This window comes from Microbacterium sp. K36 (assembly GCF_004794355.1).
In the GTDB taxonomy this organism is placed as follows: Bacteria; Actinomycetota; Actinomycetes; order Actinomycetales; family Microbacteriaceae; genus Microbacterium; species Microbacterium paraoxydans_D.
The window spans coordinates 63795-87648 of sequence record NZ_SSDN01000084.1; the positions used below are offsets into that span (position 1 = coordinate 63795).

The 23854-nt window shown below is 70.3% G+C and carries 19 protein-coding genes; 3 read left to right on the forward strand and 16 right to left on the reverse strand.

What is annotated here, in order from left to right:
- Window positions 1-35: 35 nt before the first annotated feature.
- Entirely contained in the window at window positions 36-2870 is a 2835-nt protein-coding gene (locus DW296_RS10660; RefSeq protein ID WP_136052211.1) for an FAD-binding and (Fe-S)-binding domain-containing protein, read from the forward strand.
- A 58-nt stretch (window positions 2871-2928) separates the two neighbouring features.
- Here the strand turns inward: DW296_RS10660 and DW296_RS10665 are convergent, their stop codons facing one another.
- The 6 genes from DW296_RS10665 to DW296_RS10690 all read right to left on the reverse strand — a co-directional run bounded on the left by DW296_RS10665 (window position 2929) and on the right by DW296_RS10690 (window position 9971).
- Window positions 2929-4278, reverse strand: a complete 1350-nt coding sequence (locus DW296_RS10665) for an alpha-L-fucosidase (RefSeq protein WP_136052212.1) — start codon at window positions 4276-4278, stop codon at window positions 2929-2931.
- Entirely contained in the window at window positions 4275-5822 is a 1548-nt protein-coding gene (locus tag DW296_RS10670; protein ID WP_342588955.1) for a M81 family metallopeptidase, read from the reverse strand. Before DW296_RS10670 ends, DW296_RS10665 begins: the two co-directional genes overlap by 4 nt.
- 65 nt (window positions 5823-5887) lie before the next feature.
- Entirely contained in the window at window positions 5888-6862 is a 975-nt protein-coding gene (locus tag DW296_RS10675) for an ROK family protein (protein WP_136052214.1), read from the reverse strand.
- The gene (locus tag DW296_RS10680) at window positions 6859-7773 is read right to left on the reverse strand and encodes a carbohydrate ABC transporter permease (RefSeq protein ID WP_136052215.1); all 915 of its coding nucleotides are present in this window, start codon (window positions 7771-7773) and stop codon (window positions 6859-6861) included. Before DW296_RS10680 ends, DW296_RS10675 begins: the two co-directional genes overlap by 4 nt.
- On the reverse strand, window positions 7763-8668 hold the full coding sequence (locus DW296_RS10685; RefSeq protein WP_025103273.1) for a carbohydrate ABC transporter permease: 906 nt from the start codon (window positions 8666-8668) through the stop codon (window positions 7763-7765). Before DW296_RS10685 ends, DW296_RS10680 begins: the two co-directional genes overlap by 11 nt.
- Window positions 8669-8711: 43 nt before the next feature.
- Entirely contained in the window at window positions 8712-9971 is a 1260-nt protein-coding gene (locus tag DW296_RS10690; RefSeq protein ID WP_136052216.1) for an ABC transporter substrate-binding protein, read from the reverse strand.
- 199 nt (window positions 9972-10170) lie between these two features.
- Here DW296_RS10690 and DW296_RS10695 point away from each other — a divergent pair, with 199 nt between their 5' ends.
- A complete protein-coding gene (locus tag DW296_RS10695) occupies window positions 10171-11322 on the forward strand; it encodes an ROK family transcriptional regulator (protein ID WP_025103271.1) in 1152 nt (383 codons plus the stop codon).
- A 19-nt stretch (window positions 11323-11341) separates the two neighbouring features.
- Here the strand turns inward: DW296_RS10695 and DW296_RS10700 are convergent, their stop codons facing one another.
- From DW296_RS10700 to DW296_RS10735, 8 genes are all read right to left on the reverse strand, one after another.
- The gene (locus DW296_RS10700; protein ID WP_136052217.1) at window positions 11342-12607 is read right to left on the reverse strand and encodes an alpha-L-fucosidase; all 1266 of its coding nucleotides are present in this window, start codon (window positions 12605-12607) and stop codon (window positions 11342-11344) included.
- Window positions 12608-12709: 102 nt separating this feature from the next.
- Window positions 12710-13738, reverse strand: coding sequence for a ketol-acid reductoisomerase (gene ilvC, locus DW296_RS10705; RefSeq protein ID WP_025103269.1), 1029 nt, complete (start codon window positions 13736-13738; stop codon window positions 12710-12712).
- A gap of 59 nt (window positions 13739-13797) precedes the next feature.
- Entirely contained in the window at window positions 13798-14307 is a 510-nt protein-coding gene (ilvN, locus tag DW296_RS10710) for an acetolactate synthase small subunit (protein ID WP_025103268.1), read from the reverse strand.
- 3 nt (window positions 14308-14310) lie between these two features.
- Window positions 14311-16110 (reverse strand): acetolactate synthase large subunit, encoded by a 1800-nt coding sequence (locus DW296_RS10715; protein ID WP_025103267.1) that lies wholly within the window; start codon window positions 16108-16110, stop codon window positions 14311-14313.
- Between the two features lie 70 nt (window positions 16111-16180).
- Window positions 16181-17899, reverse strand: a complete 1719-nt coding sequence (gene ilvD / locus DW296_RS10720) for a dihydroxy-acid dehydratase (protein WP_060920981.1) — start codon at window positions 17897-17899, stop codon at window positions 16181-16183.
- A 9-nt stretch (window positions 17900-17908) separates the two neighbouring features.
- Complete coding sequence (gene otsB, locus DW296_RS10725) at window positions 17909-18706, reverse strand: trehalose-phosphatase (protein WP_136052218.1); 798 nt, start codon at window positions 18704-18706, stop codon at window positions 17909-17911.
- Between the two features lie 44 nt (window positions 18707-18750).
- Window positions 18751-20157, reverse strand: a complete 1407-nt coding sequence (locus tag DW296_RS10730) for an alpha,alpha-trehalose-phosphate synthase (UDP-forming) (protein ID WP_136052219.1) — start codon at window positions 20155-20157, stop codon at window positions 18751-18753.
- A 65-nt stretch (window positions 20158-20222) separates the two neighbouring features.
- Window positions 20223-21479 (reverse strand): MFS transporter, encoded by a 1257-nt coding sequence (locus DW296_RS10735; RefSeq protein WP_136052220.1) that lies wholly within the window; start codon window positions 21477-21479, stop codon window positions 20223-20225.
- A gap of 207 nt (window positions 21480-21686) precedes the next feature.
- On the opposite strand from DW296_RS10735, the gene DW296_RS10740 reads away from it, so the two are divergent.
- Window positions 21687-21986, forward strand: a complete 300-nt coding sequence (locus DW296_RS10740) for a hypothetical protein (protein WP_136052221.1) — start codon at window positions 21687-21689, stop codon at window positions 21984-21986.
- 21 nt (window positions 21987-22007) lie between these two features.
- Here the strand turns inward: DW296_RS10740 and DW296_RS10745 are convergent, their stop codons facing one another.
- Window positions 22008-23192, reverse strand: a complete 1185-nt coding sequence (locus tag DW296_RS10745) for an acetyl-CoA C-acetyltransferase (RefSeq protein ID WP_136052222.1) — start codon at window positions 23190-23192, stop codon at window positions 22008-22010.
- Window positions 23185-23853, reverse strand: coding sequence for a CoA transferase subunit B (locus DW296_RS10750; protein ID WP_205807943.1), 669 nt, complete (start codon window positions 23851-23853; stop codon window positions 23185-23187). The genes DW296_RS10745 and DW296_RS10750 overlap by 8 nt, the downstream gene beginning before the upstream one ends.
- Between the last annotated feature and the right edge of the window lies 1 nt (window position 23854).

A 23854-nucleotide genomic window follows, 5' to 3' on the forward strand; every position in this document is an offset into this window, starting at 1 on the left:
TGTCTGACAATCTTTGAGCGGAGCAGAGGAGCACCGTGCCCACCACCCTCGACCACCCTCTCGACCCGGCGCTGCTGGGAGCCGAGACGCAGGTCCACGCCCGATCCATCGACCGGTTCGCCCGCGCCCACGACGCCTCGCATTACCTGCTCGTCCCGGACGCGGTGCTGTCCCCCGCGGACGCGGAGGGCGTCGCCCGCGCGTTCTCGGCGGTCCGGGCGGCCGGACGCACGCTCACGTTCCGCTCCGGCGGCACCAGCCTCTCCGGACAGGGCATCAGCGGCGACATCCTCGTCGACACGCGCAGCCACTTCCGCGACATCCGCATCGAGGACGACGGCGCCGCGGTCCGGGTCGGCCCTGGGGCCACCGTCCGGCAGGTGAACACGCGGCTGGCCCGGTACCGCCGCAAGCTCGGGCCGGATCCGGCCAGCGAGATCGCCTGCACGATCGGCGGCGTCGTCGCCAACAACTCCAGCGGCATGGCCTGCGGGATCACGGAGAACTCGTACCAGACGATCACCTCGATGGTCGTCGTGCTCCCCAGCGGGACGATTCTGGACACCGGACGCGCGGACGCCGCGGACGTGCTCCGCGCCGCGGAACCCGCCCTGTTCGCCGGACTGTCGTCGCTCCGGGAGCGGCTGCTCGCCTCGCCCGAGAATGTCGCCTTCCTCCGACAGCAGTTCTCGATGAAGAACACCATGGGCTACGGACTGAACGCCCTGCTCGACTTCGACGACCCGGTGCGGATCCTCGAACACCTCCTCATCGGATCGGAAGGGACCCTCGGCTTCGTCGCGGAGGCCCGTTTCCGCACCATCGAGGTGCGCCCCGCGATCGCCACCGGTCTGCTCGTCTTCGACACGCTGTCGGCGGCGATGACCGCGCTCCCCGCTCTCACGGAGCTCGGGCTCGCGACGATCGAGCTCCTGGACGCCGCCTCACTGCGCGTCGCCCAGGGCCTGAGCGACGTCCCCGCCGCGATCTCCGAGATCGACGTCCAGGGCCACGCCGCGCTCCTCGTCGAGGTGCACGCCGCCGACGACGAATCCCTCGCCGTCGCGAGCGCGACCGCGCAGGCGCACTTCGACGCCCTCCCCCTTGCCGTCACTCCGCGACTGACCACGGATGCGGCAGAGCGCGCCGCGCTGTGGTACGTCCGCAAGGGCCTCTACACGGCGGTCGCCGGAGCGCGGCCGTCCGGCACGACCGCCCTCCTCGAAGACATCGTCGTCCCCGTCCCCCGGCTGCTGGCCACCTGCGAACGCCTGATCGAGCTCTTCGCGGAGCACGGCTACGAGGGGTCCGTCATCTTCGGGCACGCGAAGGACGGCAACGTCCACTTCCTGCTGAACGAGCGCTTCGACGACCCCGACAGCGTGGCGCGGTACCGCCGCTTCACGGACGACCTCGTCGAGCTCGTCCTCGCGCAGGAGGGATCCCTCAAGGCTGAGCACGGCACCGGCCGCATCATGGCGCCGTTCGTGCGGCGGCAGTACGGCGACGAGCTCACCGACATGATGTGGGAGATCAAGCGGCTGTTCGATCCGGACGGCGTCCTCAACCCCGGCGTCGTGCTCTCCGACGACCCGGACTCCTATCTGCAGGACCTGAAGCGCGTGCCCACGGTCGAGCGGGAGGTGGACCGCTGCGTCGAGTGCGGCTACTGCGAACCCACGTGCCCGAGCAAGAGCATCACGCTCACACCCCGGCAGCGCATCGTGCTGCGCCGGGACATGGCCTGGGCCGAGGAGCAGGGCGACACGACGCTGCTGCGGGACCTGCGCGCGGACTACGACTACGACGGCGTGCAGACCTGCGCGGTCGACGGCATGTGCGGCGTCGCGTGTCCGGTGGACATCAACACCGGCGACCTCGTCCGCCGCCTCCGCGCCGAGCAGGAGAACGCCGTGGAGGGGGCCGCGTGGGGAACGGCGGCGAAGCACTGGAGCACCGTCACGCGCGCCGGGGGCGTCGCCCTGACGGTCGCCGACGCGCTTCCCGTCCCGCTCGTGCGCGGCGCGACGCGGATCGGACGGGCGGTGCTCGGCGCCGACACCGTGCCCCTCTATGACGGCGGCCTCCCCCGCGGCGGCACTGCTCCGGCGCGACCGGTGTCCCCGCCCGATGCGCAGGCCGTCTTCTTCGGCGCCTGCATCGGCACGATGTTCGGCCCGGAGGACGAGGGCCCCGGTTCCCGCGACGCCCTGCGCGCCCTGCTCGACCGCGCCGGGATCCCCGTCGTGGTCCCGGAGGAGAACGGCGGGCTCTGCTGCGGGACGCCGTGGAAGTCCAAGGGACACCTCGACGGCTATCGCCTCATGTCCGACCGGGTGCTGGCCTCGCTCTGGGACGCCAGCCGCCACGGGGAGCTCCCGGTCGTCTGCGATGCGGCCTCCTGCACCGAGGGCCTCGACGTGATGCTCACCCAGGCCGTCGCCGCGCACCCGGAGTACGCCGGTCTGCGCATCGAGGACGCCACCACGTTCGTCGCGCGGGAGGTGCTGCCGCGCCTCTCCGTCGATGCGAAGCTCCCCTCGATCGCCGTGCACCCGACCTGTTCGACGACCGCTCTCGGCGCGACCGGGGCGCTGACGGCGATCGCTGCGGCCGTCGCCGACGAGGTCTTCGTGCCCGACGGCTGGGGCTGCTGCGCGTTCGCCGGCGACCGCGGCATGCTGCACCCCGAGCTCACCGCGAGCGCGACGGCGCAGGAATCGGCCGAGGTGGCCGCGGCCGATACGGCCCGCGGCGGCTTCGACGCCTTCGTGTCGGCCAACCGCACGTGCGAGATCGGCATGACCCGCGCCACCGGCCGCCCGTACCGCCACGTGATCGAGGTGCTCGAGGAGCGCACGCGCCCCTAGTCCAGCGACGAAGGGCCCCCGTCGGATCACCGACGGGGGCCCTTCTACGGCGCCTGTGTCAGGCGCCGTGCGCGGTGAGCACGGCGACCGGAGCGTCGCGGAGACCGGCCGGGATCACGATGCGGGTCGAACCGCCGTCCACGGTCGCCTGGGCCGGGGTCCCGTCGGCCCACGACAGCGCAGCGGCCGCGAGCTCGGACGGCAGCTCGAACTCGCCGTCCGCCGGGTCCAGCGCGTTCACGTGCACCGCATCGGTCGACGTGGTGTAGCGGCGAGGAGCCCCCGTCGGCTCCCCCATCCGCGTCCAGGGCCGCGTGCCGTAGATCGCCGCGCCGTTCACGGTCAGCCAGCCGCCGAGCTCCTGCATCGCCTTCCGCTGCAGCGCCGGAATGGATCCGTCCGCCGCGGGGCCCACGTTGATGAGCAGGTTGCCGTTCTTCGCGACGACGTCGACGAGGAGCCGGACCAGGGCCGCCCCGGAGAGCGAGTGACGCTCGTCCTCCGCTTGGTTGAACCCGAACGAGTAGCCGAGCCCGCGGGTCGACTCCCACGGCTCGGGGATGATGTCCGGGATGTCCGTGTATTCGCGGGTGAGGAAGCCGTGGTACGGCACGCCCCACCGGTCGTTGACGACGCCGTCCGGGACGGCGTCGAAGTACCGCCGCAGCAGTGCGGCCACGGCGTAGTCCTCCGTGCCCTTGCCGCCGTCCGGCCACTCGATGTCATTCCAGAGCACGTCGGGCGCGAACCGCTCCACGAGCTCCTCGAGCTGCGCGGCGGCGTACCGGGAGAAGTGGGCGTCGTTGCGACGGAACCGGAACAGGTCGGTGTCCGACTCGATCGGCGGGAAGTCGCTCACGTGCCAGTCGAGCGCTCCCGAGTAGTACACGCCGAACTTGGCTCCGGCCCGCCGCGTGGCGTCGTGGAACTCGGAGATGAGGTCGCGGCGAGGGCCGCGCGCGACGGCGTTGAATCCCGTCGTGGCGGTGTCCCACAGACAGAACCCCTCGTGGTGCTTGGTCGTGGGCACGACGTAACGCGCCCCCGCCGACACGAGCTCACCGACGAACGCGTCGGCATCGAAGGCGTCGGCGTCCCACTGGTCGGCGAGGTCCTCGTACGAGGTCCCTGGGCCGTAGGTGCGCTGGTGGCGCTCCCACGTCGGGCTGCCCGGGATGCGCACCGTGTTGCCGTACCACTCCGCGTACTGGTGCCACGCATAGGCGTCCTCGGTGGGGATGTTCACGCCCTCCCCGTGCTGCACGGCCCACGCCGGCACGGAGTACAGGCCCCAGTGCACGAAGAAGCCGAGCTTGGCGTCGCGGTACCAGTCCGGCACGCCGTTCGCCGGGTAGACCGGGGCCGCCGCACCGAAGTCGGGGCCGGTGCGCTTCTCGAAGTTCATCATGATGCCGTGTCCTCCTCGTCGGCGCCGCGGCGCACGACCACCGCGGTCAGATCGGGTTCGCCTGTCGTGTCGAACGGGAACACCCCTGGACGCAGGCGATGGTGTCCGAGGCGGAGCAGGTCCTGGTCCACCCCGCCCGGAGTGAGCGCCAGCGTCCATCCTGCGGCCAGCTCGTACAGCTCCGGCTCCAGGTAGCCGATCTTCACGACCACCACGTCCGCCGTCGTCGGCTCGAGCCCCAGCATCCGGAAGTCGGAGAGATGGTGGAAGGGCTTGCGGCGGGCGGTCACGATGGCGTGCAGCCCGCCGACAGCGATCACCACCTGGGTGCCGGCGTCCGGGTCGCCGTCGGTGACGGAGAACACCGTGCCGGTGATCTCGACCGGTCCGTGGGGTCCGGAGTCGACCGCGGCTCCGGCGGACAGCGTGACCGTCGCACCGACGCCCGCCTCCACGGCTTCGGCGACGGCCCGAGGATCGAAGATCGAGGCGACCAGCGTCGTGCGCGTCCCGTCGGTGAGCTCAGGTCGCTGGAGCAGCTGGGCCAGGGTCCAGGTCACATCGCCCGCTCCCCCGGCCGTCGGGTTGTCCCCGGAGTCGGAGATCACGTACGGACGCGGGGCTCCGGACGCCAGAGCCTCCTCCAGCGCCTCGTCGAGGCTTCCGGTCTTCGCGACGAACACGAAGTCCTCCCGCACCTCCCAGAACATCCGGGCCACGCGCTCCGCCTCCCGGGCGATGACCTCCCGGTCGTCCCCGGTGACCACGACGTAGGCCTGACAGCGCGGCTCGTCCGCCCACGCGTAGCCGATCCACACCGAGGCGTCGACGACACCGGGCAGGGCCTCAATCTCGGGGAGCTCGGCATAGATGCTCTGCGCGGGCTCCAGCCGCGTACTCGTCTTCTCCCCCGGCAGCAGCACCGGAACGGGCACCCAGGCGGTGAACGGCCGCCGCGCCTGCACGTCCCCGCCGTGCGGCCCACGGAGACGGTCGAGCAGGTTCCACACCGCCCGCTCCTTCGTGTTCAGCCAATCCTCGTGCGGGGCCATGCGGTAGCAGGTGAGCAGATCCACCGCGTCGCGCAGGGTCTCCGAGACGTTGCCGTGCAGGTCCATCGACGTGGAGACGAGGGTGTCCGGCCCCAACGCCTCCCGCACCGCGAGAGCCAGATCCCCCTCGGCATCGTCCATCCCGACGACGCTCATCGCGCCGTGGATGTCGAAGAAGAAGCCGTCGAACGGCCCCTGCGTGCGGATCCCCTCGACGAGCGCCTCCTTCATCCGCTGATAGGTGTCCGGGTCCACGGCGCCGCCGGGCAGCGACCGGCCGTGGGTGAGCGGGACCCACTCCGCGGCCTCGGCGAGCTCACGCCCGGCATCGAGGAACGGGTAGTACGCCCGCAACGCGTCACCGGTCCGGATCGTGAAGGCCTCGTCCCCCGAGATGTGCGGCGAGAAGGTGCTCGACTCGATGGAGATGCCGCCGATGCCGATCCGCGGCCGCGCGAGCCCGCCCTCGGCGAGCGGCGGCAGCGGACCCATCCAGATCTCGTGGGCTTCCGGGCGTGCGGTCACGGTGCTGTTCTCCTCTGCGGTCGCAGTCGTGGTCAGGAAACGGGGGCGAGGGCGCGCCGGGCGCTCTCGATGGCGCCGAGCGCGACGGCGTCGGCGCCCAGGACGGCGGGGACGATGCGCAGCGCGATGCCGGACACCGGGGCGTCGGTGCGGAGGGTTCTCTCGATCGACGGCGACAGGAGGTCCCAGGCCGCCGTGACCCCGCCGCCGACGATGGCGGTCGGCAGGTCGAGGAGCGTCGCGGCGCTGACGCAGGCGAGAGCGAGCGCACGCCCGGCGGCGTCGAACACCGCGCGGGCGTCGGCGTCGCCGGCCCTGGCGGCCTCCGCCACTTCCTTGGCATCGTTCACCGGACGCCCGGTGCGCTCCGCGAAGCGCCGGGCGATCGACGTCCCGGAGGCCAGGGTCTCCAGGTGACCGGTCTGTCCGCAGGTGCAGACGAGGTCGCTGTAACCGGGCGTGTGCCCGATCTCCCCGGCCGCGCCGTGCGGGCCGTGGTGCAGCTCGCCGCCGATGACCAGCGCGCCGCCGACGCCCGTGCCGAGCATCACCCCGAGCACATCGGGCACGCTCGGACCCGCCGCGGCGGCTTCTCCGAGGAGGAAGGCGTTCACGTCGTTCTCCACCTGCACCGGGACGCCGAGACGCTGCGCCAGTTCCGGGCCGAGCGGGAAACCCGCCCAGTCCGCGAACAGCGCGGACGCGGCGCGGATGGTGCCGCTCTCGTGGTCGATGACCCCCGCGGCCCCCACCCCCACCGCGGCGACCGCGACACCGGCCTCGGCCGCCAGCCGCGCGACGAGACCGGCCGCCGCATCCGCCATCGCCGAGCCGCCGACGCTCGCGGGCGCCGGCACGCTTCCGCGCGCGAGGACGTCTCCGAAGGCGTCCACGACGAGGGCCGCGATCTTCGTGCCCCCGATGTCCACCCCCGCCAGCGCCAGGTCGGCCGCGAGGCCCGTGGTCGTTCGTCGAGGGTCGTCCGTCTGCTGCCCGACCGCGCTCATCGTCCGCCCAGCCCGGCCATCGCGATGCCCTTGACCAGGTGCTTCTGCAGCACGATCACGAGCAGTGTGGTGGGGATCATCGAGATGATGGCGGCGGCCATCTGCAGGTCCCAACGGGTGCCGGTGAGGCCGGCGAAGCTCGCCAGACCGACGGGCAGCGTGCCGTGCGCGTTGTAGTCGACGGTGACGATGAGGGGCCAGAGGTAGCTGTTCCAGAACGAGAGGAACGTGAACACCGCGAGCACCGCGACCGCGGACTTCGACAGCGGCAGGATGATCTGCAGGAACGACCGGACGGGGCCGGCGCCGTCGACTCGGGCCGCCTCCTCCAGCTCGTAGGGGATGCCGCGGAAGAACTGCCGCATCAGGAACGTGCCGAAGGCGCCGAACGCGAAGGGCAGGATGAGCGCCTGATAGGTGTCGACCCAGTTGAACCACTGCATGACCTGGAACATGGGGATGACGAGCACCTCGGCGGGCACCATCAGCGTGGCGAGGAAGAGGACGAACACCGCGTCCCTGCCCTTCCATCGCAGCCGCCCGAACGCGTATCCGGCCGTGGTGGACACCACGAGCACGACCAGGGTGCCGCCGATCGCCACGATGAACGAGTTCATGATGTACGTCAGGAACGGTCCGTAGGCGAAGACGTCGACGAAGTTGCTCCAGCGGATCTCGGAGCCCACCAGGGTCGGCGGCATCGAGAACATCTCGGAGTTCGGCTTGAGGGCCGAGAAGAACGCGTAGACGAGCGGCGCGATGAAGATGAGCGCCGCGACGTAGATGGTGACGTGCGCGACGATCAGCCGGGCACGCGCGCCGGGCGTCGTCGCCGCACCGCGCGCCCTCTCCCGCTCGCGCTGACGCCGCGGGGCGGTGCCGGTGGGCCGGACGAGGGTCTCAGTGCTCATAGTGCACCCACTTCTTCTGTGCGGCGAACTGGATGCCCGTGATCGCGATGATGATCGCGAAGAGGATCCATGCGGCGGCGGCGGCGAGCCCGAGATCGCCGAAGGTGAAGCCCTGCTCCCAGATGTACATCACGAGCGGCTTGGTGGCGTTGCCGGGGCCGCCTCCTGTGAGCATCTGCGGCTGGACGAAGACCTGGAGCGAGGTGATCATCGTCATGATCGTCGCGAAGAAGATGGACGGCGAGATCATCGGGATGATGATGCTCCAGACGCGTCGGAAGCCCTGCGCGCCGTCGATGCTCGCGGCCTCCAGCACGCTCTCCGGGAGCTGCTCCAGGGCGGCGGAGAAGATCAGCATGTTGTAGCCGAGACCCTGCCAGACGCTCATCACGACGACCATGATCATCGCCCAGTTGGGGTCCGCCAGGAAGTTCGGCAGCTCGATACCGAACCAGGTGACCGAGAGGCCGTTGAAGAGCCCCTGCGGCTGCAGCATCATCTTCCACACCAGGACGTTCGCGACCATCGGGGTCACGACCGGGATGAAGAAGAGGACGCGCAGGGCGCCGCGACCGCGGATGCGGGGGCCGAGGCCGAGGGCGAGCACGAGCGAGAGAGCGACGCTCAACGGCACGTACAGCAGCGTGTACACGGCCGAGTTTCGCAGCGCGGGCCAGAAATCCGGGCTGCTGGTGAACAGCTTGACGTAGTTGTCCACCCCGTTGAAGGTGCGTTCGCCGAAGGTCGGCCAGTCGAAGACGCTCATCACGATCGACAGCCCCACGGGCACGATCGTGAACAGGGCGAGGCCCACCAGGGCCGGGCTTGCGAAACCCAGCGCCTGGCGGCCCTCGACCTTGGCGAGCGATCCTCGACGTCTCGTCGTGATCGTCATCTCGTTGTCTTTCTCTGTTACTGCTGTGCGGGCCGGATCCGGCTCACTCGCCGAACTGCGCCTGGGCGTTCGACAGCAGCTCCTCCATCGTCATCTGGCCGTTGTAGACGCTGACGAGGTTGGGCTGGATGTAGCTGTCGAGCTTCTGCCAGTTCTTGGTCATGTAGAGCGGCACCGTGTCGCCGAACGCGGCCTCGAACACCGACTGGACCTGGTCCCGGTACTGCTCGTCGATCGACTCGAAGTACAGCGGCTGCGACGAGATGCGGGCGGGGTACGAGCGGCCGGACGAGGCGATGTAGTCCTGCGCGTCCTCGCCGACGAGGGAGCCGAGCACCTTCAGCGCGGCCTCCGGGTTCTTGCAGTTCTCCGCGATGCCGTAGCCGGAGCCGAGGATGGGGCCGGGGTTGCCGTCCACGCCGGCGGGCAGCGGCACCATGCCGGCGGCGAAGCCGGACTCGTTGTTGAGGTAGCTGACCGCGTTCCAGGTGCCGTCGACGGCCATCGCCGCGTTGCCGCCCGTGTACTGGTTTTCGCCCCAGCCGGTGTCCGACGCGGAGGCGACCGGAGCCGCGACCTTCTTCTCGGTGACCAGGCCGGCGTACCAGGACGCCGCGTCGACGAAGTCCTCGTCGTCGATGTGCAGTGTGCCGTCCTCGGAGGCGGGCTGCGTGGCGGAGTAGGCGATCGGCATCGACATCCACTGGTAGCCGCCCATGCCCATGCCGAAGCCGTACTTGCCGTCCTTCGTGGCGTCGGCCGCGATCGTGGCGAAGTCGTCGAACGTCCAGCCGATCTCCGGAGTCGCGGCGCCGGTGGCGGTCAGCATGTCCTGGTTGTAGTAGACGAGCATGGTGGCGACGTCGAACGGCACGCCGTAGACCTTGCCCTCGAAGCTGAGGATGCCGTCCGCGCTCGGGTTGAACTCCGACCAGTCGATGCCGGCGGTCTCGAGGTCCTCGTCGCTCAGCTGACGGAAGCCCGCCGTGTAGCCGCCGAGCTGCGCACCGCTCATGCCGGTGATGCAGGCCATGTTGCCGCTGGCCATGTTGGTGGTGAGCTTCGTGAAGAAGTCGCTCCACGGCGAAGTCTGCAGCTTGATCTTGATGTCCGGGTTCTGCTTCTGCGCGAACTCGATCTGCGCCTCCAGCGCGTCGACGTCCGACTCGCTGCCGGCCCACATGTCCACGACGATGGTGTCGCCGTCGGCCGAGCCTCCGGATCCCCCGCTGCTCGCACAGCCGGTCATCGCCACGGCCACGCCCGCGACAGCGGCGACAGCCCCCACACGCAACTTCTTCATTGAATGCCTCCTGAGAAGGGAACGGTTATTTCGAGACTCGAACTAACCAATTAGGATTTCGTATGAAGTTACGCTGTCATAGTTCGCAAGGTGCCGCAAGCTGAACATCCGATGTTTATAGGGTGGTGATAATTCGTCACTCCCCCGAAACATGCGACACCCCCGCTACGCTGACGATGCTCCGAGACGAAGGGCCTCCATGACGAACCCCGCCGACACCCCCGTCGACGATCCGCACACCCGGCGCATCCTCGACTTCGTCGCGCGCGGTCAGGCCCGCTCCCGCTCGGAGCTCGCCTCCGCTCTCGGCGTGGCCGCCTCCACCGTCGGCCTGCGCGTGCAGGCGCTTCTCGATGCGGGCGTGCTGGAGGAGGCCGGGGCCGGCACCTCCCGCGGCGGACGACGGCCGCGCGTGCTCCGGATCGCCGGCGACGGCATCGTGCTGTCCGCCGATCTCGGCGGGCGCCATGCCCGCATCGGGCGGCACGACCTCAGCGGCGGCCTGCTCCACTCGGAGACCATCGCGATCGACGTCGCGGACGGCCCGGAGGCCACGCTGGAGAGAGTGTCGGAGGTGTTCGAGCGCCTGCTCGCCGAGACCCGGGTCCACGCGATCGGCGTGAGCCTGCCCGGCCCCGTCGACGTCGCGACCGGCTCCGTGGATCAGCCCTCGCGGATGCCGGGGTGGCCCGGATTCCGCGTCGGCGAGCACCTCGCGGAGCGCCACGGCGTCCCCGTCGTCGTCGACAACGACGCGAATCTCGCCGCCCTCGGCGAGCACCGTCGCCAGCTCGGGCACACCCAGCACAGCATCACCGTCAAGGCGGGCACCGCGATCGGCAGCGGGATCATCGTGGACGGCCACATCCACCGCGGGGCCACCGCTGCGGCCGGCGACATCACGCACACGCGGATCGACGGCAGCGGGGACATCCCCTGCTCCTGCGGCAACACCGGCTGCCTGGAGACTGTGGCCAGCGGCGCGAGCCTCGTCCGCCAGATGCGCGAGCGCGGCAATACCGACGTCCGCACCACGGCCGACGTGCTGACACTGGCACGGGACGCGGACCCGCTGGCGACGACGCTCGTCCGCACCGCCGGGACCCACCTGGGTCAGGCGCTCTCCGGGGTCGTGAACTTCTTCAACCCGCACGCCCTCTTCCTCACCGGGAGCATGAGCGCCTCCGAGCCGTTCATCGCCGCGGTGCGCAGCCGGGTCTACGAGGCCTGCCACCCGCTCGCGACCCAGCGCCTGCGGATCGAGGCCGCGGCCACCGGCGCGGACGCGATCCTGCACGGCGCCGCGCGCCTCGCACTGGAGGGCATGGAGATCCCGGTGGCGACGGCCTGAGCCGTCGCCACCGACGGCCTCACTCCCTCGTCAGCCGCAGCTCGATGACCGGCATCAGCACGTCGGGACGGCGTACCGGGAGGTGCACCGTGAGCGTCCCCTCGGCCTCGCCCGCCGGCGTCATCAGGTCGGCCTGCTGGTCCGGGTCGCTGACGCTCGTGCGCAGCCAGGACCCGTCGTTCAGCAGGCGCGCATACGAGACCTTGCCCGCAAGACCGGGCAGATGCACGAAGCCCAGCGGCCAGCTGAACAGGCTCAGGTAGAGCCGGTCGCCGCGGAGCGTGTATACGCCCTCTCGGGGCGGCGTGAACGGCGCGTGGCCGGCCCCGATCACGGCGCGGTCGTGGAGCCGCATCCACTCCCCGATCTCGGCGAGGGTCGCCGCATCCCGGGGCGCGATCGCCCCGCGCCCGTCCGGACCGATGTTGAGCAGCATGTTGCCGCCCATCGACACCGAGTCGACGAGCATCTGCACGAGCAGCACCGGCGACTTCTGGTCGGTGTTGTCCCGGTGATAGCCCCAGGAGCCGTTGAGCGTCTGGCACGCCTCCCATACGAGGGGCACCCCGTCGCGGACGATCGGAGCCGTCGGCTGGTACTGCTCGGGCGTCACGAAGTCCGCGGGGATGCCGAGCCGGTCGTTGACGAGCATCTCCGGCTGCAGCTCGCGGCACAGCGCGAGCAGCGCCTCGGCGTCCCAGTCCTGCGGCCCCTTGCCCTCCCAGCCGTCCTTGGACTCCGGGTAGGTGAAGTCGAAGAACAGGTAGTCGATGTCGCCGTACTCGGTGAGCAGCTCGCGGACCTGACCGTGCAGGTACTCCCGGTAGCGGGCCATGTCGCGCCCCTCGTTCAGGGCGTGCGCGTTCTCGTCGTCACGTCGGGGGTGGTTCCAGTCCACCGTGAAATCGGGGTGATGCCAGTCGATGACCGAGTGGTAGAGGCCGACACGGATGCCCTCGGCACGGAGAGCGTCGACGTACTCGCGCACGAGGTCCCGCCCGACCGCCGTGACGGAGGTGAAGTCGGTCAGCTTCGAGTCCCAGAGGCAGAAGCCGTCGTGGTGCTTCGTCGTGAGCACGACGTAACCCATCCCCGTCTCCTTGGCGGTCTTCGCCAGGGCCGCGGCATCGAAGAGGTCGGGGTCGAAGTTGTCGAAGTAGCGGCGGTACTCCTCGTCGGTGAGGCGTTCGTAGTTCTGCACCCACTCGTGCCGCGCGGCCCCGCTGTAGAGGCCGAAGTGGACGAACATGCCGAAGCGGGCGTCATCAAACCATTCCTGTCGCATGCGTCCATCCTGGCACAGACATCCGATGTCTGCGCCGCTGAATGCCGTACCGAACGCCGAACGGGCGCCCCCGGAGGGACGCCCGTTCGTTCGCGAGTCGAATCAGCGCGCGGCGCTGCCGTCGACGTAGTCCTCGTCCTGCTGCTTCCAGGCGAAGAGCGAACGCAGCTCCTTGCCGGTCGCCTCGATGGGGTGCTGCTCCTCCTTGGCGCGGAGGGCGAGGAACTCCTCGGCCCCGTTGTCCTGGTCCTCGATGAAGCGCTTCGCGAACGCACCGGACTGGATGTCGGACAGGACGCCCTTCATGCTCTCCTTGACGCGCTCGTCGATCACGCGCGGACCGGAGACGTAGTCGCCGAACTCGGCGGTGTCGGAGATCGACCAGCGCTGCTTGGCGATGCCGCCCTCCCACATGAGGTCGACGATGAGCTTGAGCTCGTGCAGCACCTCGAAGTAGGCGATCTGCGGCTGGTAGCCCGCCTCGACGAGGGTCTCGAAGCCCGCCTGCACCAGGTGGCTCATGCCACCGCAGAGCACGGCCTGCTCGCCGAACAGGTCGGTCTCGGTCTCCTCGGTGAAGGTCGTCTTGATGACGCCGGCGCGGGTGCCGCCGATCGCCTTCGCGTACGAGAGCGCGAGGTCCCAGGCCTGGCCGGACGCGTCGCGCTCGACGGCGATGATGTCCGGGATGCCGCGACCGGCGACGAACTCGCGGCGCACGGTGTGGCCGGGAGCCTTCGGCGCGACGAGGATCACGTCGACACCCTCGGGAGCGTCGATGTAGCCGAAGCGGATGTTGAAGCCGTGCGCGAACGCCAGGGTCTTGCCCGCCGTCAGGTTCGGGGCGATCGACTCGCTGTAGATCGTGCGCTGGTGCTGGTCCGGCGCGAGGATCATGATGACGTCGGCCCACTCGGTCGCCTCGGCGACGGTCTTCACGGGGAAGCCGGCCTCCTCGGCCTTCGCGGCGGACTTCGAGCCCTCCTTGAGGGCGATCGCGACCTCGACACCCGAGTCGCGCAGGTTCTGGGCGTGGGCGTGGCCCTGCGAGCCGTAGCCGACGATGGCGACCTTCTTGCCCTGGATCAGGGACAGGTCGGCGTCGTCGTCGTAGAAGATCTCGGTGCTCACTGGTTTCTCTCCTTGGTTGTGGTTGTGCGGGACGCGCGGTCCCTGAGTCTGTCGAAGGGTCAGCCGCGCAGGACGCGCTCGGTGATGCTCTTGCCGCCGCGGCCGATCGCGAGGAGGCCGGACTGGGCGATCTCCTTGATGCCGAAGGGCTCCAGAGCGCGCAGCAGCGCCTCGACCTTGCCCTTGTCTCCGGTGACCTCGATCACGAGGGCGTCGGCGGCGTAGTCGACGACCGAGGCGCGGAAGAGGTTGACGACCTCGATCACGTTCGAACGGCTGGCGTTGTCCGTGCGCACCTTCACGAGCATGTGCTCGCGCTGCACGGACGACGCCGGGTCCAGCTCGACGATCTTGATGACGTTGATCAGCTTGTTGAGCTGCTTGGTCACCTGCTCGAGCGGCAGCTCCTCCACGTCGACGACGACCGTGATGCGGGAGATCCCCGGCACCTCGGTCACGCCGACGGCGAGGGAGTCGATGTTGAAGCCCCGGCGCGCGAACAGGCCGGCGACGCGGGTCAGGAGGCCGGGGGTGTTCTCCACCAGCAGGCTCAGGACGTGGGTCGACATGGCTCAGTCCTCCTCGTCGAACGCGGGCGCGTGGTCGCGCGCGTACTGGACATAGCTGTTACTGACCCCCTGCGGCACCATCGGCCACACCATGGAGTCGGCACTCACGACGAAGTCGATCACCACGGGGCGGTCGTTCGTCTCCAGCGCGAGCTGGATGGCGGCGTCGACCTCCTCCTCCTTCTCCACGCGGATCGCGAGGCAGCCGTACGCCTCCGCGAGCTTCACGAAGTCGGGGATGCGGATCGTGCCGTGCCCGGTGTTCAGGTCGGTGTTGGAATGACGGCCGTCGTAGAAGAGCGTCTGCCACTGCCGGACCATGCCCAGCGACGAGTTGTTGATGATCGCGACCTTGATCGGGATGTTGTTGATCGCACAGGTGGCGAGCTCCTGATTGGTCATCTGGAAGCAGCCGTCGCCGTCGATCGCCCAGACCTGGCGCTCCGGCTCCGCGACCTTGGCGCCCATGGCCGCCGGCACCGAGTAGCCCATCGTGCCCGCTCCGCCGGAGTTCAGCCAGGCGTTCGGACGCTCGTACTTGATGAACTGCGCGGCCCACATCTGGTGCTGCCCCACACCGGAGGCGAAGATGCCCTCCGGACCGGTGAGCTCGCCGATGCGCTGGATCACGTACTGCGGGGCGAGCAGACCGTCGGTCGTCGGCGCGTACCCGAGCGGGAACTCGTTCCGGAGCCCGTCGAGGTACGACCACCACTCCTCGATGTCGGGCTTCGCGTCGGCCGTCGCTCCGCGGAAGGCGGCGTCGAGGTCGGTGAGCACGTCGCGCACGTCGCCCACGATCGGCACGTCGGCCGTGCGGATCTTGGAGATCTCCGCCGGATCGATGTCGACGTGCACGACCTTCGCGTGCGGCGCGAACAGCGCGGCCTTGCCGGTGACGCGATCGTCGAACCGGGCGCCGAGCGAGACGAGGAGGTCGGCCTCCTGCAGCGCGAGCACGGCGGGAACGGTGCCGTGCATGCCGGGCATGCCCAGGTGCTGCGGGTGCGAGTCCGGGAACGCGCCGCGCGCCATCAGCGTCGTCACGACGGGCGCGCCGGTCGACTCGGCGAGCTCGAGCAGCTCGGCCGCGGCCCGGCCGCGGACGACGCCTCCGCCCACGTACAGCACTGGCTTCTTCGCCTCCGCGAGGAGGGCGGCGGCCGCCTGGATCTGCTTGCCGTGCGCCTTGGTCACCGGGCGGTACCCGGGGAGGTCGATCTTCGGCGGCCACACGAACGGTGCCGTCGCCTGCTGCGCATCCTTGGTGATGTCCACGAGCACCGGACCGGGGCGCCCGGTGCCGGCGATCTCGTAGGCCGCGGCGATGGCGCCGGGGATGTCCGCGGCGTCCTTCACCAGGAACGAGTGCTTCGTGATCGGCATCGTGATCCCCACGATGTCGGCCTCCTGGAACGCATCCGTCCCCATCAGCGTCGAGAACACCTGACCGGTGATCGCCAGCAGCGGCACCGAGTCCATGTAGGCGTCGGCGATCGCCGTGACGAGGTTGGTCGCTCCCGGACCGGAGGTGGCGATGCACACGCCGACCTTGCCGGATGCGGACGCGTAGCCCTCGGCCGCGTGGCCCGCGCCCTGCTCGTGCCGCACGAGGATGTGGCGGAGCTGCGAGGCGTCCATGAGCGGGTCGTAGACCGGGAGGATCGCGCCGCCGGGAAGGCCGAAGACGTCCGTGACGCCGAGCAGCTCGAGCGAGCGGACGACGGCCTCCGCACCGGTGATCTCCGGAGCGGATGGGCGGGCGGGCGGCCTCGGCACGGCCGAGACGGAGTCAGCAGTCATGACTTTCCTTCTGATGAACTGTGCGGGACACCGGCGCTCCGATCGAGCGGTTGCTGAGCCGGTCGATGGATCAGCCGGTCGTCGCGCCCTCGGCGGCGGACCGCACGAGGCGCGAGTACTTGGCAAGAACGCCTCGGGTGTAGCGCGGGGGAAGCGGCTCCCAGCCAGAGCGGCGGGAGGCGAGCTCTGCCTCGTCGACGAGTAGATCGAGAGAGCGAGCTGCGATATCGACCCGTATCAGATCACCATCGCGCACGAAGGCGATAGGACCTGCGTCCACCGCTTCGGGTGCTATGTGGCCGATGCACAGGCCGGTTGTGCCGCCTGAGAATCGTCCGTCCGTCAAGAGTAGTACATCTTTTCCGAGCCCCGCGCCCTTGATGGCCGCGGTGATGGCGAGCATCTCGCGCATGCCCGGTCCGCCCTTGGGGCCCTCGTACCGGATGACGATGACCGTCCCCGGCTCGATGCTGCCCTCGGCGACCGCGTCCATGGCGGCGCGCTCCCGCTCGAAGACCCGCGCGGGACCTTCGAAGACGGCCGCGTCGAAGCCGGCGGTCTTGACGACGGCACCCTCCGGCGCGAGCGATCCGTGCAGGATCGTGAGTCCGCCGGTGGCGTGGATGGGGTTGTCGAACGTGTGGATGACCTCGCCGTCGATCGGCTGCGGGTCGAGCTCGGCGAGGTTCTCGGCGAGCGTCTTGCCGGTGACCGTGAGCGCGTCGCCGTGCAGCAGCCCTTCATCGAGCATCGCCTTCATGATCACGGGGATGCCGCCGTGCCGGTCGACGTCGTTCATGACGTACTTGCCGAACGGCTTCATGTCGGCCACGTGCGGGACCTTGTCGCCGATGCGGTTGAAGTCGTGCAGGCTCAGCTCGACCTCGGCTTCGCGGGCGATCGCGAGCAGGTGGAGGACGACGTTGGTCGAGCCGCCGAGGGCCATCGCGAGGGCGATCGCGTTCTCGAACGCCTCCTTGGTGAGGATGTCGCGCGTCGTGATCCCCTGGCGGAGCAGGTTCACGACCGCCTCGCCCGAGCGGTGCGCGAAGTAGTCGCGACGACGGTCGGCCGCGGGCGGCGCGGCGGAGCCCGGGAGGCTGAGCCCGAGCGCCTCCGCGACGGAGGCCATGGTGTTGGCCGTGTACATGCCGCCGCACGCGCCCTCACCGGGAGCGATAGCGCACTCGATGCGCTTGAGGTCCTCCTCGCTCATGAGGCCGGCACGGCAGGCGCCGACCGCCTCGAACGAGTCGATGATCGTGACGTCCTTCTCGGTGCCGTCGGAGAGCTTGACCCAGCCCGGTGCGATCGACCCGGCGTAGAGGAAGACGCTCGACAGATCGAGGCGCGCGCTGGCCATGAGCATGCCGGGGATGGACTTGTCGCAGCCGGCGAGGAGGACGGAGCCGTCGAGGCGCTCGGCCATCATCACGGTCTCGACCGAGTCGGCGATGACCTCGCGGGAGACGAGCGAGAAGTGCATCCCCTCATGGCCCATCGAGATGCCGTCCGAGACGGAGATGGTTCCGAACTGCAGCGGGTAGCCGCCGCCGGAGTGCACGCCCTCCTTCGCCCCCTGCGCGAGCCGGTCGAGGCTCAGGTTGCAGGGCGTGATCTCGTTCCAGCTGGACGCGATGCCGATCTGCGGCTTGTCCCAGTCGGCATCCCCCATGCCGACGGCGCGGAGCATGCCGCGGGAGGTCGTGGCCTCGATGCCGTCGGTGACGACGCGACTGCGGGGCTTGATGTCGATGGGCGCGCTGGCGGAGGGATCATGCGAGGACATGACGAGAGTCTATTCCTGCGCGACGGCCCTCTCGTTCGCGAGCGTCTCCAGAAGCGCGGCGATCTGTTGTGGAGAGTCCACACGGAGGGTCGCGGCGCTCTCCCCCGGTCCGACACGCACGCCGAGGTCGCCCTCCTGCAGCACGCGCATCGCATCCTCGTCGGTCACGTCGTCGCCGGCGAAGAGGATCCCGGTGGCGTCGAAGCGCTCCCGGAGGGCGATCATCGCGGCGTCCTTGCCCTCGTTCCGCGACGAGAACTCCAGCACCCGGTGGCCGGCACGCCGCCGCCACTGCGGGAAGCGCTCGGCGACGAGGGCATCGATCTCGGCGAAGACCTTCTCCTCGGTGTCCCGGTCCGCGCGGCGGGTGTGCACGCCCATGCCGAACGTCTTGGGCTCCAGCTCCGCCCCCTCGTAGCGGTCGATGATCGGCTGCGCGGCAGCCCACAGCTCCTCCCGCGCCCCGGTCTCGGTCGCATCGCCCGGGGCGTCGGCGGCCCCCTCCCCGGGGAACCAGTACTGCGCGCCGTGGGAGCCGGCGAGCACGACGACGGAATCGTCGGTGTGCTCGGTGATCTCCCGGAGGTCGTGCATGCTGCGCCCGGAGACATAGGCGACGACCGTGTCCGGCATCGCGGCGAGGCGGTCCATCTGCGCGGCGACTTCCGGCAGCGCGCGCGCGGCCATGGGGTCCACCACGAGCGGAGAGGCGGTGCCGTCGAAGTCGAGGGCGACCACCAGGCGCGGCGTCGTCGCGAGGGCGGTGAGGTCGGCGTCGGCGGTTCCAGGGATCCAGGGGCGCGTCACGGTGTCTCCGATCGGGGAAGAGGAAGGGTGTGCGGGGAGGGCGCTCAACGGTTGCGGACGTCCGCCAGAGCCTGGAGGAAGGACGACGACCAGGCGTTCACGTCGTTGTCCAGCACCCGTCGCCGCAGGGACCGCATCCGGCGTCCCTGCTCGGCGGGCGACATCTCCACCGCCTCCATGATGGCGTCCTTGAGGCCGGCGATGTCGTGCGGGTTGACGCGCACCGCCTGACGGAGCTCGTCCGCCGCGCCGGTGAACTCACTGAGCACCAGCACACCGCGGTTGTCGGTCCGGGTGGCGATGTACTCCTTCGCGACGAGGTTCATGCCGTCGCGCAGCGCCGTCACGAGCATGACGTCGGCCGCGAGGTACAGCGCGACCATCTCCTCGCGCGGGTACCCCTGATGCAGGTAGCGGATCGCGGAGTGGCCGACCGTGTCGTGGTCGCCGTTGATGCGGGCCACCGCGAGCTCGATCTCGTCCCGGAGGTGCGCGTAGGCGTCCACCCGCTCCCGGCTCGGGCTGGCGACCTGGATGAGGGTGACGTCCTCCACGTCCAGGCGGCCGTCTTCGAGGAGCTCGCCGTACGCCTTGATCCGGTGCCCGATGCCCTTGGTGTAGTCCAAGCGGTCGACGCCCAGGAGGATGCGCTTGGGGTTGCCGAGACTCGCGCGGATCTCCGCGGCCCGCGCCCGGACGTCCTCCCTGGCGGCCAGTTCGAGGTACGGGGCGGTGTCGATGGAGATCGGGAACGCCTTGGCGATGGCGGTCCGCGAGCCGCCCTGATCGGGGACCGTGATGCTGGACCCCTTCACCTCGTACCGCAGCCGCCGCCGCACGGCGGTGAGGAAGTAAGTCGCATCCTGTGCCCGCTGGAAGCCGATGACGTCGGCGCCGAGCAGCCCGCGGAGCACCTGGTCACGCCACGGGAGCTGCGCGTACAGGCCGTGCGCCGGGAACGGGATGTGGTGGAAGTAGCCGATCGTGACGTCGGGGCGCAGCTCGCGGACCATCTGCGGCACGAGCTGGAGCTGATAGTCGTGGACCCAGACGGTGCCGTCCTGGGCGGCGGCGGCCGCGGCGGCCTCCGCGAAGCGACGGTTGACCCGCACGTACGCGTCCCACCACTCGCGGTGATACTGCGGCGGTGCGATGACGTCGTGGTAGAGCGGCCAGATGGTGTCGTTGGCGAAGCCCTCGTAGTAGTCCGCGACGTCCTCGGAGCTCAACGTCACCGGGATGAGATGGATGCCGTCGGCGTCGAAGGCCTCGAGCTCCACGTCCGGCTGACCGGCCCAGCCGACCCAGGCGCCGTGCACGCGGCGCATCATCGGCTCGAGGGCGGCGACGAGGCCGCCGGGCGACGTCCGCCACGTCTCCTCGCCGTCGGGGCCCACGACCCGGTCCACCGGGAGGCGGTTGGCGACGACGACGAAATCAGCAGCGGTCACAGGGGCACTCCTCGGTCCAGGAGCTTCCAATCTATCGAGGATGCGCGCCGACCGCCGGTCCGCCCTCAGGCCTTGACAGCGGACGTTCCGCGGTGCAGACCGCTGAGGGCCCAGTTCGCGAGACCCGCCGCGAACGCGATTCCGGCCGCGATCATCGGGAGGACCAGGGCGGCCGACGTGCCGAGGCTCTCCGCGATCTCCCCCGCCACCGCGGCGCCGATCGACTGGCCGACGATCACCCCGGAGCCGAGCATCGTCATCACCGTCGCCGACCGGCCACGGGGGCTCCGCGCCGCTCCGAAGCTGTACTGGGTGACGAGGGTCGGACCGATGCCGATGCCCATGATGGCCAAGGCGAGCAGCATCCCCGCCGGCGAGTCGACGATGCCGAGCAGCAGCGAGCCGGCGAGGAGGACTCCGGAGAACACCAGCCAGCGCGCACGCAGCGAGAACCGGGCGGGGAGCCACGCGACGCCCAGCGCCAGCAGCGCGGATCCGACGCCCATCACGCCGTACAGCAGGCCCGCCTGCTCCGGGGCACCGAGGTCGGCCATGAACGACGTGAGCGAGGTGAGCATGGTTCCGAAGAAGATCCCGACGCCGAGGATGCCGAGGACGACGATGAGGAGCTGCGGCCGGAACAGCTCGGACGCGGCGGACGGCGCCCGGCCGTCCTCGGTGCGGTCCGGGGAGACGTGCCGTCCGCTCGGGTGCAGCGCGAAGGCCCCGACGAACACCAGGGTCAGCACGGCGGCGCCGACCAGCGGGGCCCAGGGTGCGAGTGCCGAGGCGAGGACGCCCACGAGGAAAGGGCCGAACACGAAGACGGTCTCGTCGGCGGCCGACTCGTACGCCATCGTGCCGGAGACGGTGCGGGCGCGGCGCTCCGCCGGCATCCGCTCGCCGATGATCGTGACCAGACGGGAGCGCGAGAGCGGCGCCACCTGCGGGGCCGTCGCGCCGATGCCGATCGCGGTGAGAAGCACGAAGCCGTCGGCGGCCGGACCGTAGACCACCGCGGTGAAAAGCAGGAGCATCGCCGCGTTGCCCACGGCGAGCGCGAGGAGGACCGTGCGCTGACCGAAGCGGTCGGCGGCGGCCCCCAGGAGCGGGCCGAAACAGGCGGTGCCGAGACCGACCGCAGCGGAGGTGAGTCCGCCGAGGGACAGGGATTCCCGCGCCGACACGACGACGGTCAGCACGCCGACCACCATCATGGCGAAGGGCAGCCGCGCGATGAACGCGATGAGGAAGTAGGGCAGGCCGGCGAGGCGGAAGAGGCTCGGCTCGGCGGTATCGGGAGTGATGCTGGCGTGTGTCATGGCTCTCGCGCGTCGACGACGCGATGTCGGGTGCCGCCGCTGTCCGCCGGAGACGCCGACGGCCGGTAGATACACGGTTTGTGCGGCCGCGGGCGAACCGCGACCCTCCCATGATATCCGGTGCCCCTGGGCGGGCTCCCTGCCAGCCTCTCCCCCGGCTTGTCAAGGCTCCGGCCCGCGCACCCCGGCTGCGGGTACCGTAGGGGCATGCGCTACCTCTTCAGCACCGGACTCGTCGCCGCGATCTCGGCTGGGATCTCGCTGCTGCGCGGCACCCGCAACGAACCCATCACCTGGCGCTCGCTCCTGTCGTGGGTGAGCTGGGGCATCACCATGGCGCTCGCGGTCGGCGCGGTCGTCGACATGCGCCGTGAACGCCACGGCGTGCCGGTGGACGCGGACTCCCCGCAGTCGGTGAAGAAGTCCAAGAAGGCGCAGCGTCTGCAGTTCCGGTCACAGAAGGCCCTCGCCGACGCGCAGGGGCACGCCCAGGACAATCGGTCCTGACGCACCCCCGCGCCTCCCGTGTCAGCGCGTGAGGATGAGTGCCTCGCCCTGACCGCCGCCGCCGCACAGGCCGACCGCCGCGGTTCCGCCACCCCGGCGGGCCAGCTCGTGCGCGACGTGCACCACGAGACGGTTGCCGGAGGCGCCGATCGGATGACCGATCGCGATGCCGCCGCCGTGCACATTGACGATGTCGCCGTCCAGCCCGAGCTCGGTCTGCGAGCGGGCGACCACGGCCCCGAACGCCTCGTTGATCTCCACGAGATCGAGGTCCTGCGGGGTGATCCCCTGTTTCCGGCACGCCTGCTCGATCGCTCGGGCCGGCTGTGCCTGGAGCGAGTTGTCCGGACCGGCGGTCTGGCCGCTCGCGCCGACGGTCACGAGCACCGGCCAGCCCTTGGCCTCGGCGGTCGCCCGCGTCGTGACGACCACGGCGGAGGCGCCGTCCGAGATCTGGGACGAGTTGCCCGCCGTGATCGAGCCGCCTTCGGCGAAGGCGGCTCGCAGTCCCGCCAGGGTCTCCACCGTGGTCTCGGGCCGCACCCCCTCGTCTCGGGTCACCCGCACGGGTTCGCCCCGACGCTGCGGCACCTCGACGGCGACGATCTCCGCGTCGAGCACACCGCTCTCCTGCGCGGCGGCGGCCCGCTGATGCGAGAGCGCGGCGACCTGGTCCTGGGCCTCCCGGGTGAGTTCGTAGCGAGCGTTGTGCCGTTCCGTGGACGCGCCCATGCTCTCCCGGTCGTAGGCATCCGTCAGCCCGTCGTAGGCCATGTGGTCGAGGACCTCGACGGTGCCGTAGGTCCAGCCATCGCGCGATCCCATGAGCAGGTGGGGTGCGCGGGTCATGGACTCCATGCCGGCGGCGACGACGACCTCCGCGTCCCCGGTCCGGATCATGCGCGCCGCATCGATCACGGCGGTGAGCCCGGACAGGCACACCTTGTTCACGGAATGGGCAGGGACGTCCCAGCCGATCCCGGCGCCGATGGCCGCCTGACGGGCCGCGTTCTGACCGGATCCGGCAGCGAGCACCTGTCCCACGATGACCGCGTCGACGTCCGCCGGGTCCACTCCGCCCTGCTCGAGGGCACCGCGGATCGCGAACGACCCCAGCTGCGGCGCCGTGAACGCGGCGAGCTGCCCCTTCAGCCGCCCCTGCGGGGTGCGCGCCGCGGCGACGATGACGACATCGTTCTCACTCATTGATCTCGGTCCTTCCGTTGTCCAGTTCCGGGGCGAGGCGGAGGGGCGGCTCCGTGGCCTGCCGCACCTGCTCCACCGTGACGTCGGGGGCGAGCTCGACCAGGACCAGCCCCTCCGGCGTCACGTCGATCACCGCGAGGTCCGTGATGATCCGATCCACGACGCCGCGTCCGGTCAACGGCAGCGTGCAGGCGTCGACGATCTTCGCCGAGCCGTCCTTGGCGGCGTGCTCCATCAGCACGATCACCCGTCCGGCGCCGTGCACGAGGTCCATCGCGCCCCCGGGGCCCTTGACCATCTTGCCGGGGATCATCCAGTTCGCGAGATCGCCCGTGGCGGAGACCTGCATCGCCCCGAGGATGGCGGCATCGATCTTCCCGCCACGGATCATGCCGAAACTGAGGGCGGAGTCGAAGAACGCCGCTCCGGGGAGCGTGGTCACCGTCTCCTTCCCCGCATTGATGAGATCCGGATCGACCTCCTCCTCCCGGGGGTACGGCCCGACCCCGAGGATGCCGTTCTCCGACTGCAGCACCACGGTCACGTCGGACGGGACGTGGTTGGGCACGAGCGTGGGCAGGCCGATGCCGAGGTTCACGTACGCGCCGTCCGGCAGCTCGACCGCCGCGCGCGCGGCCATCTGGTCTCTCGTGAGCGCCATG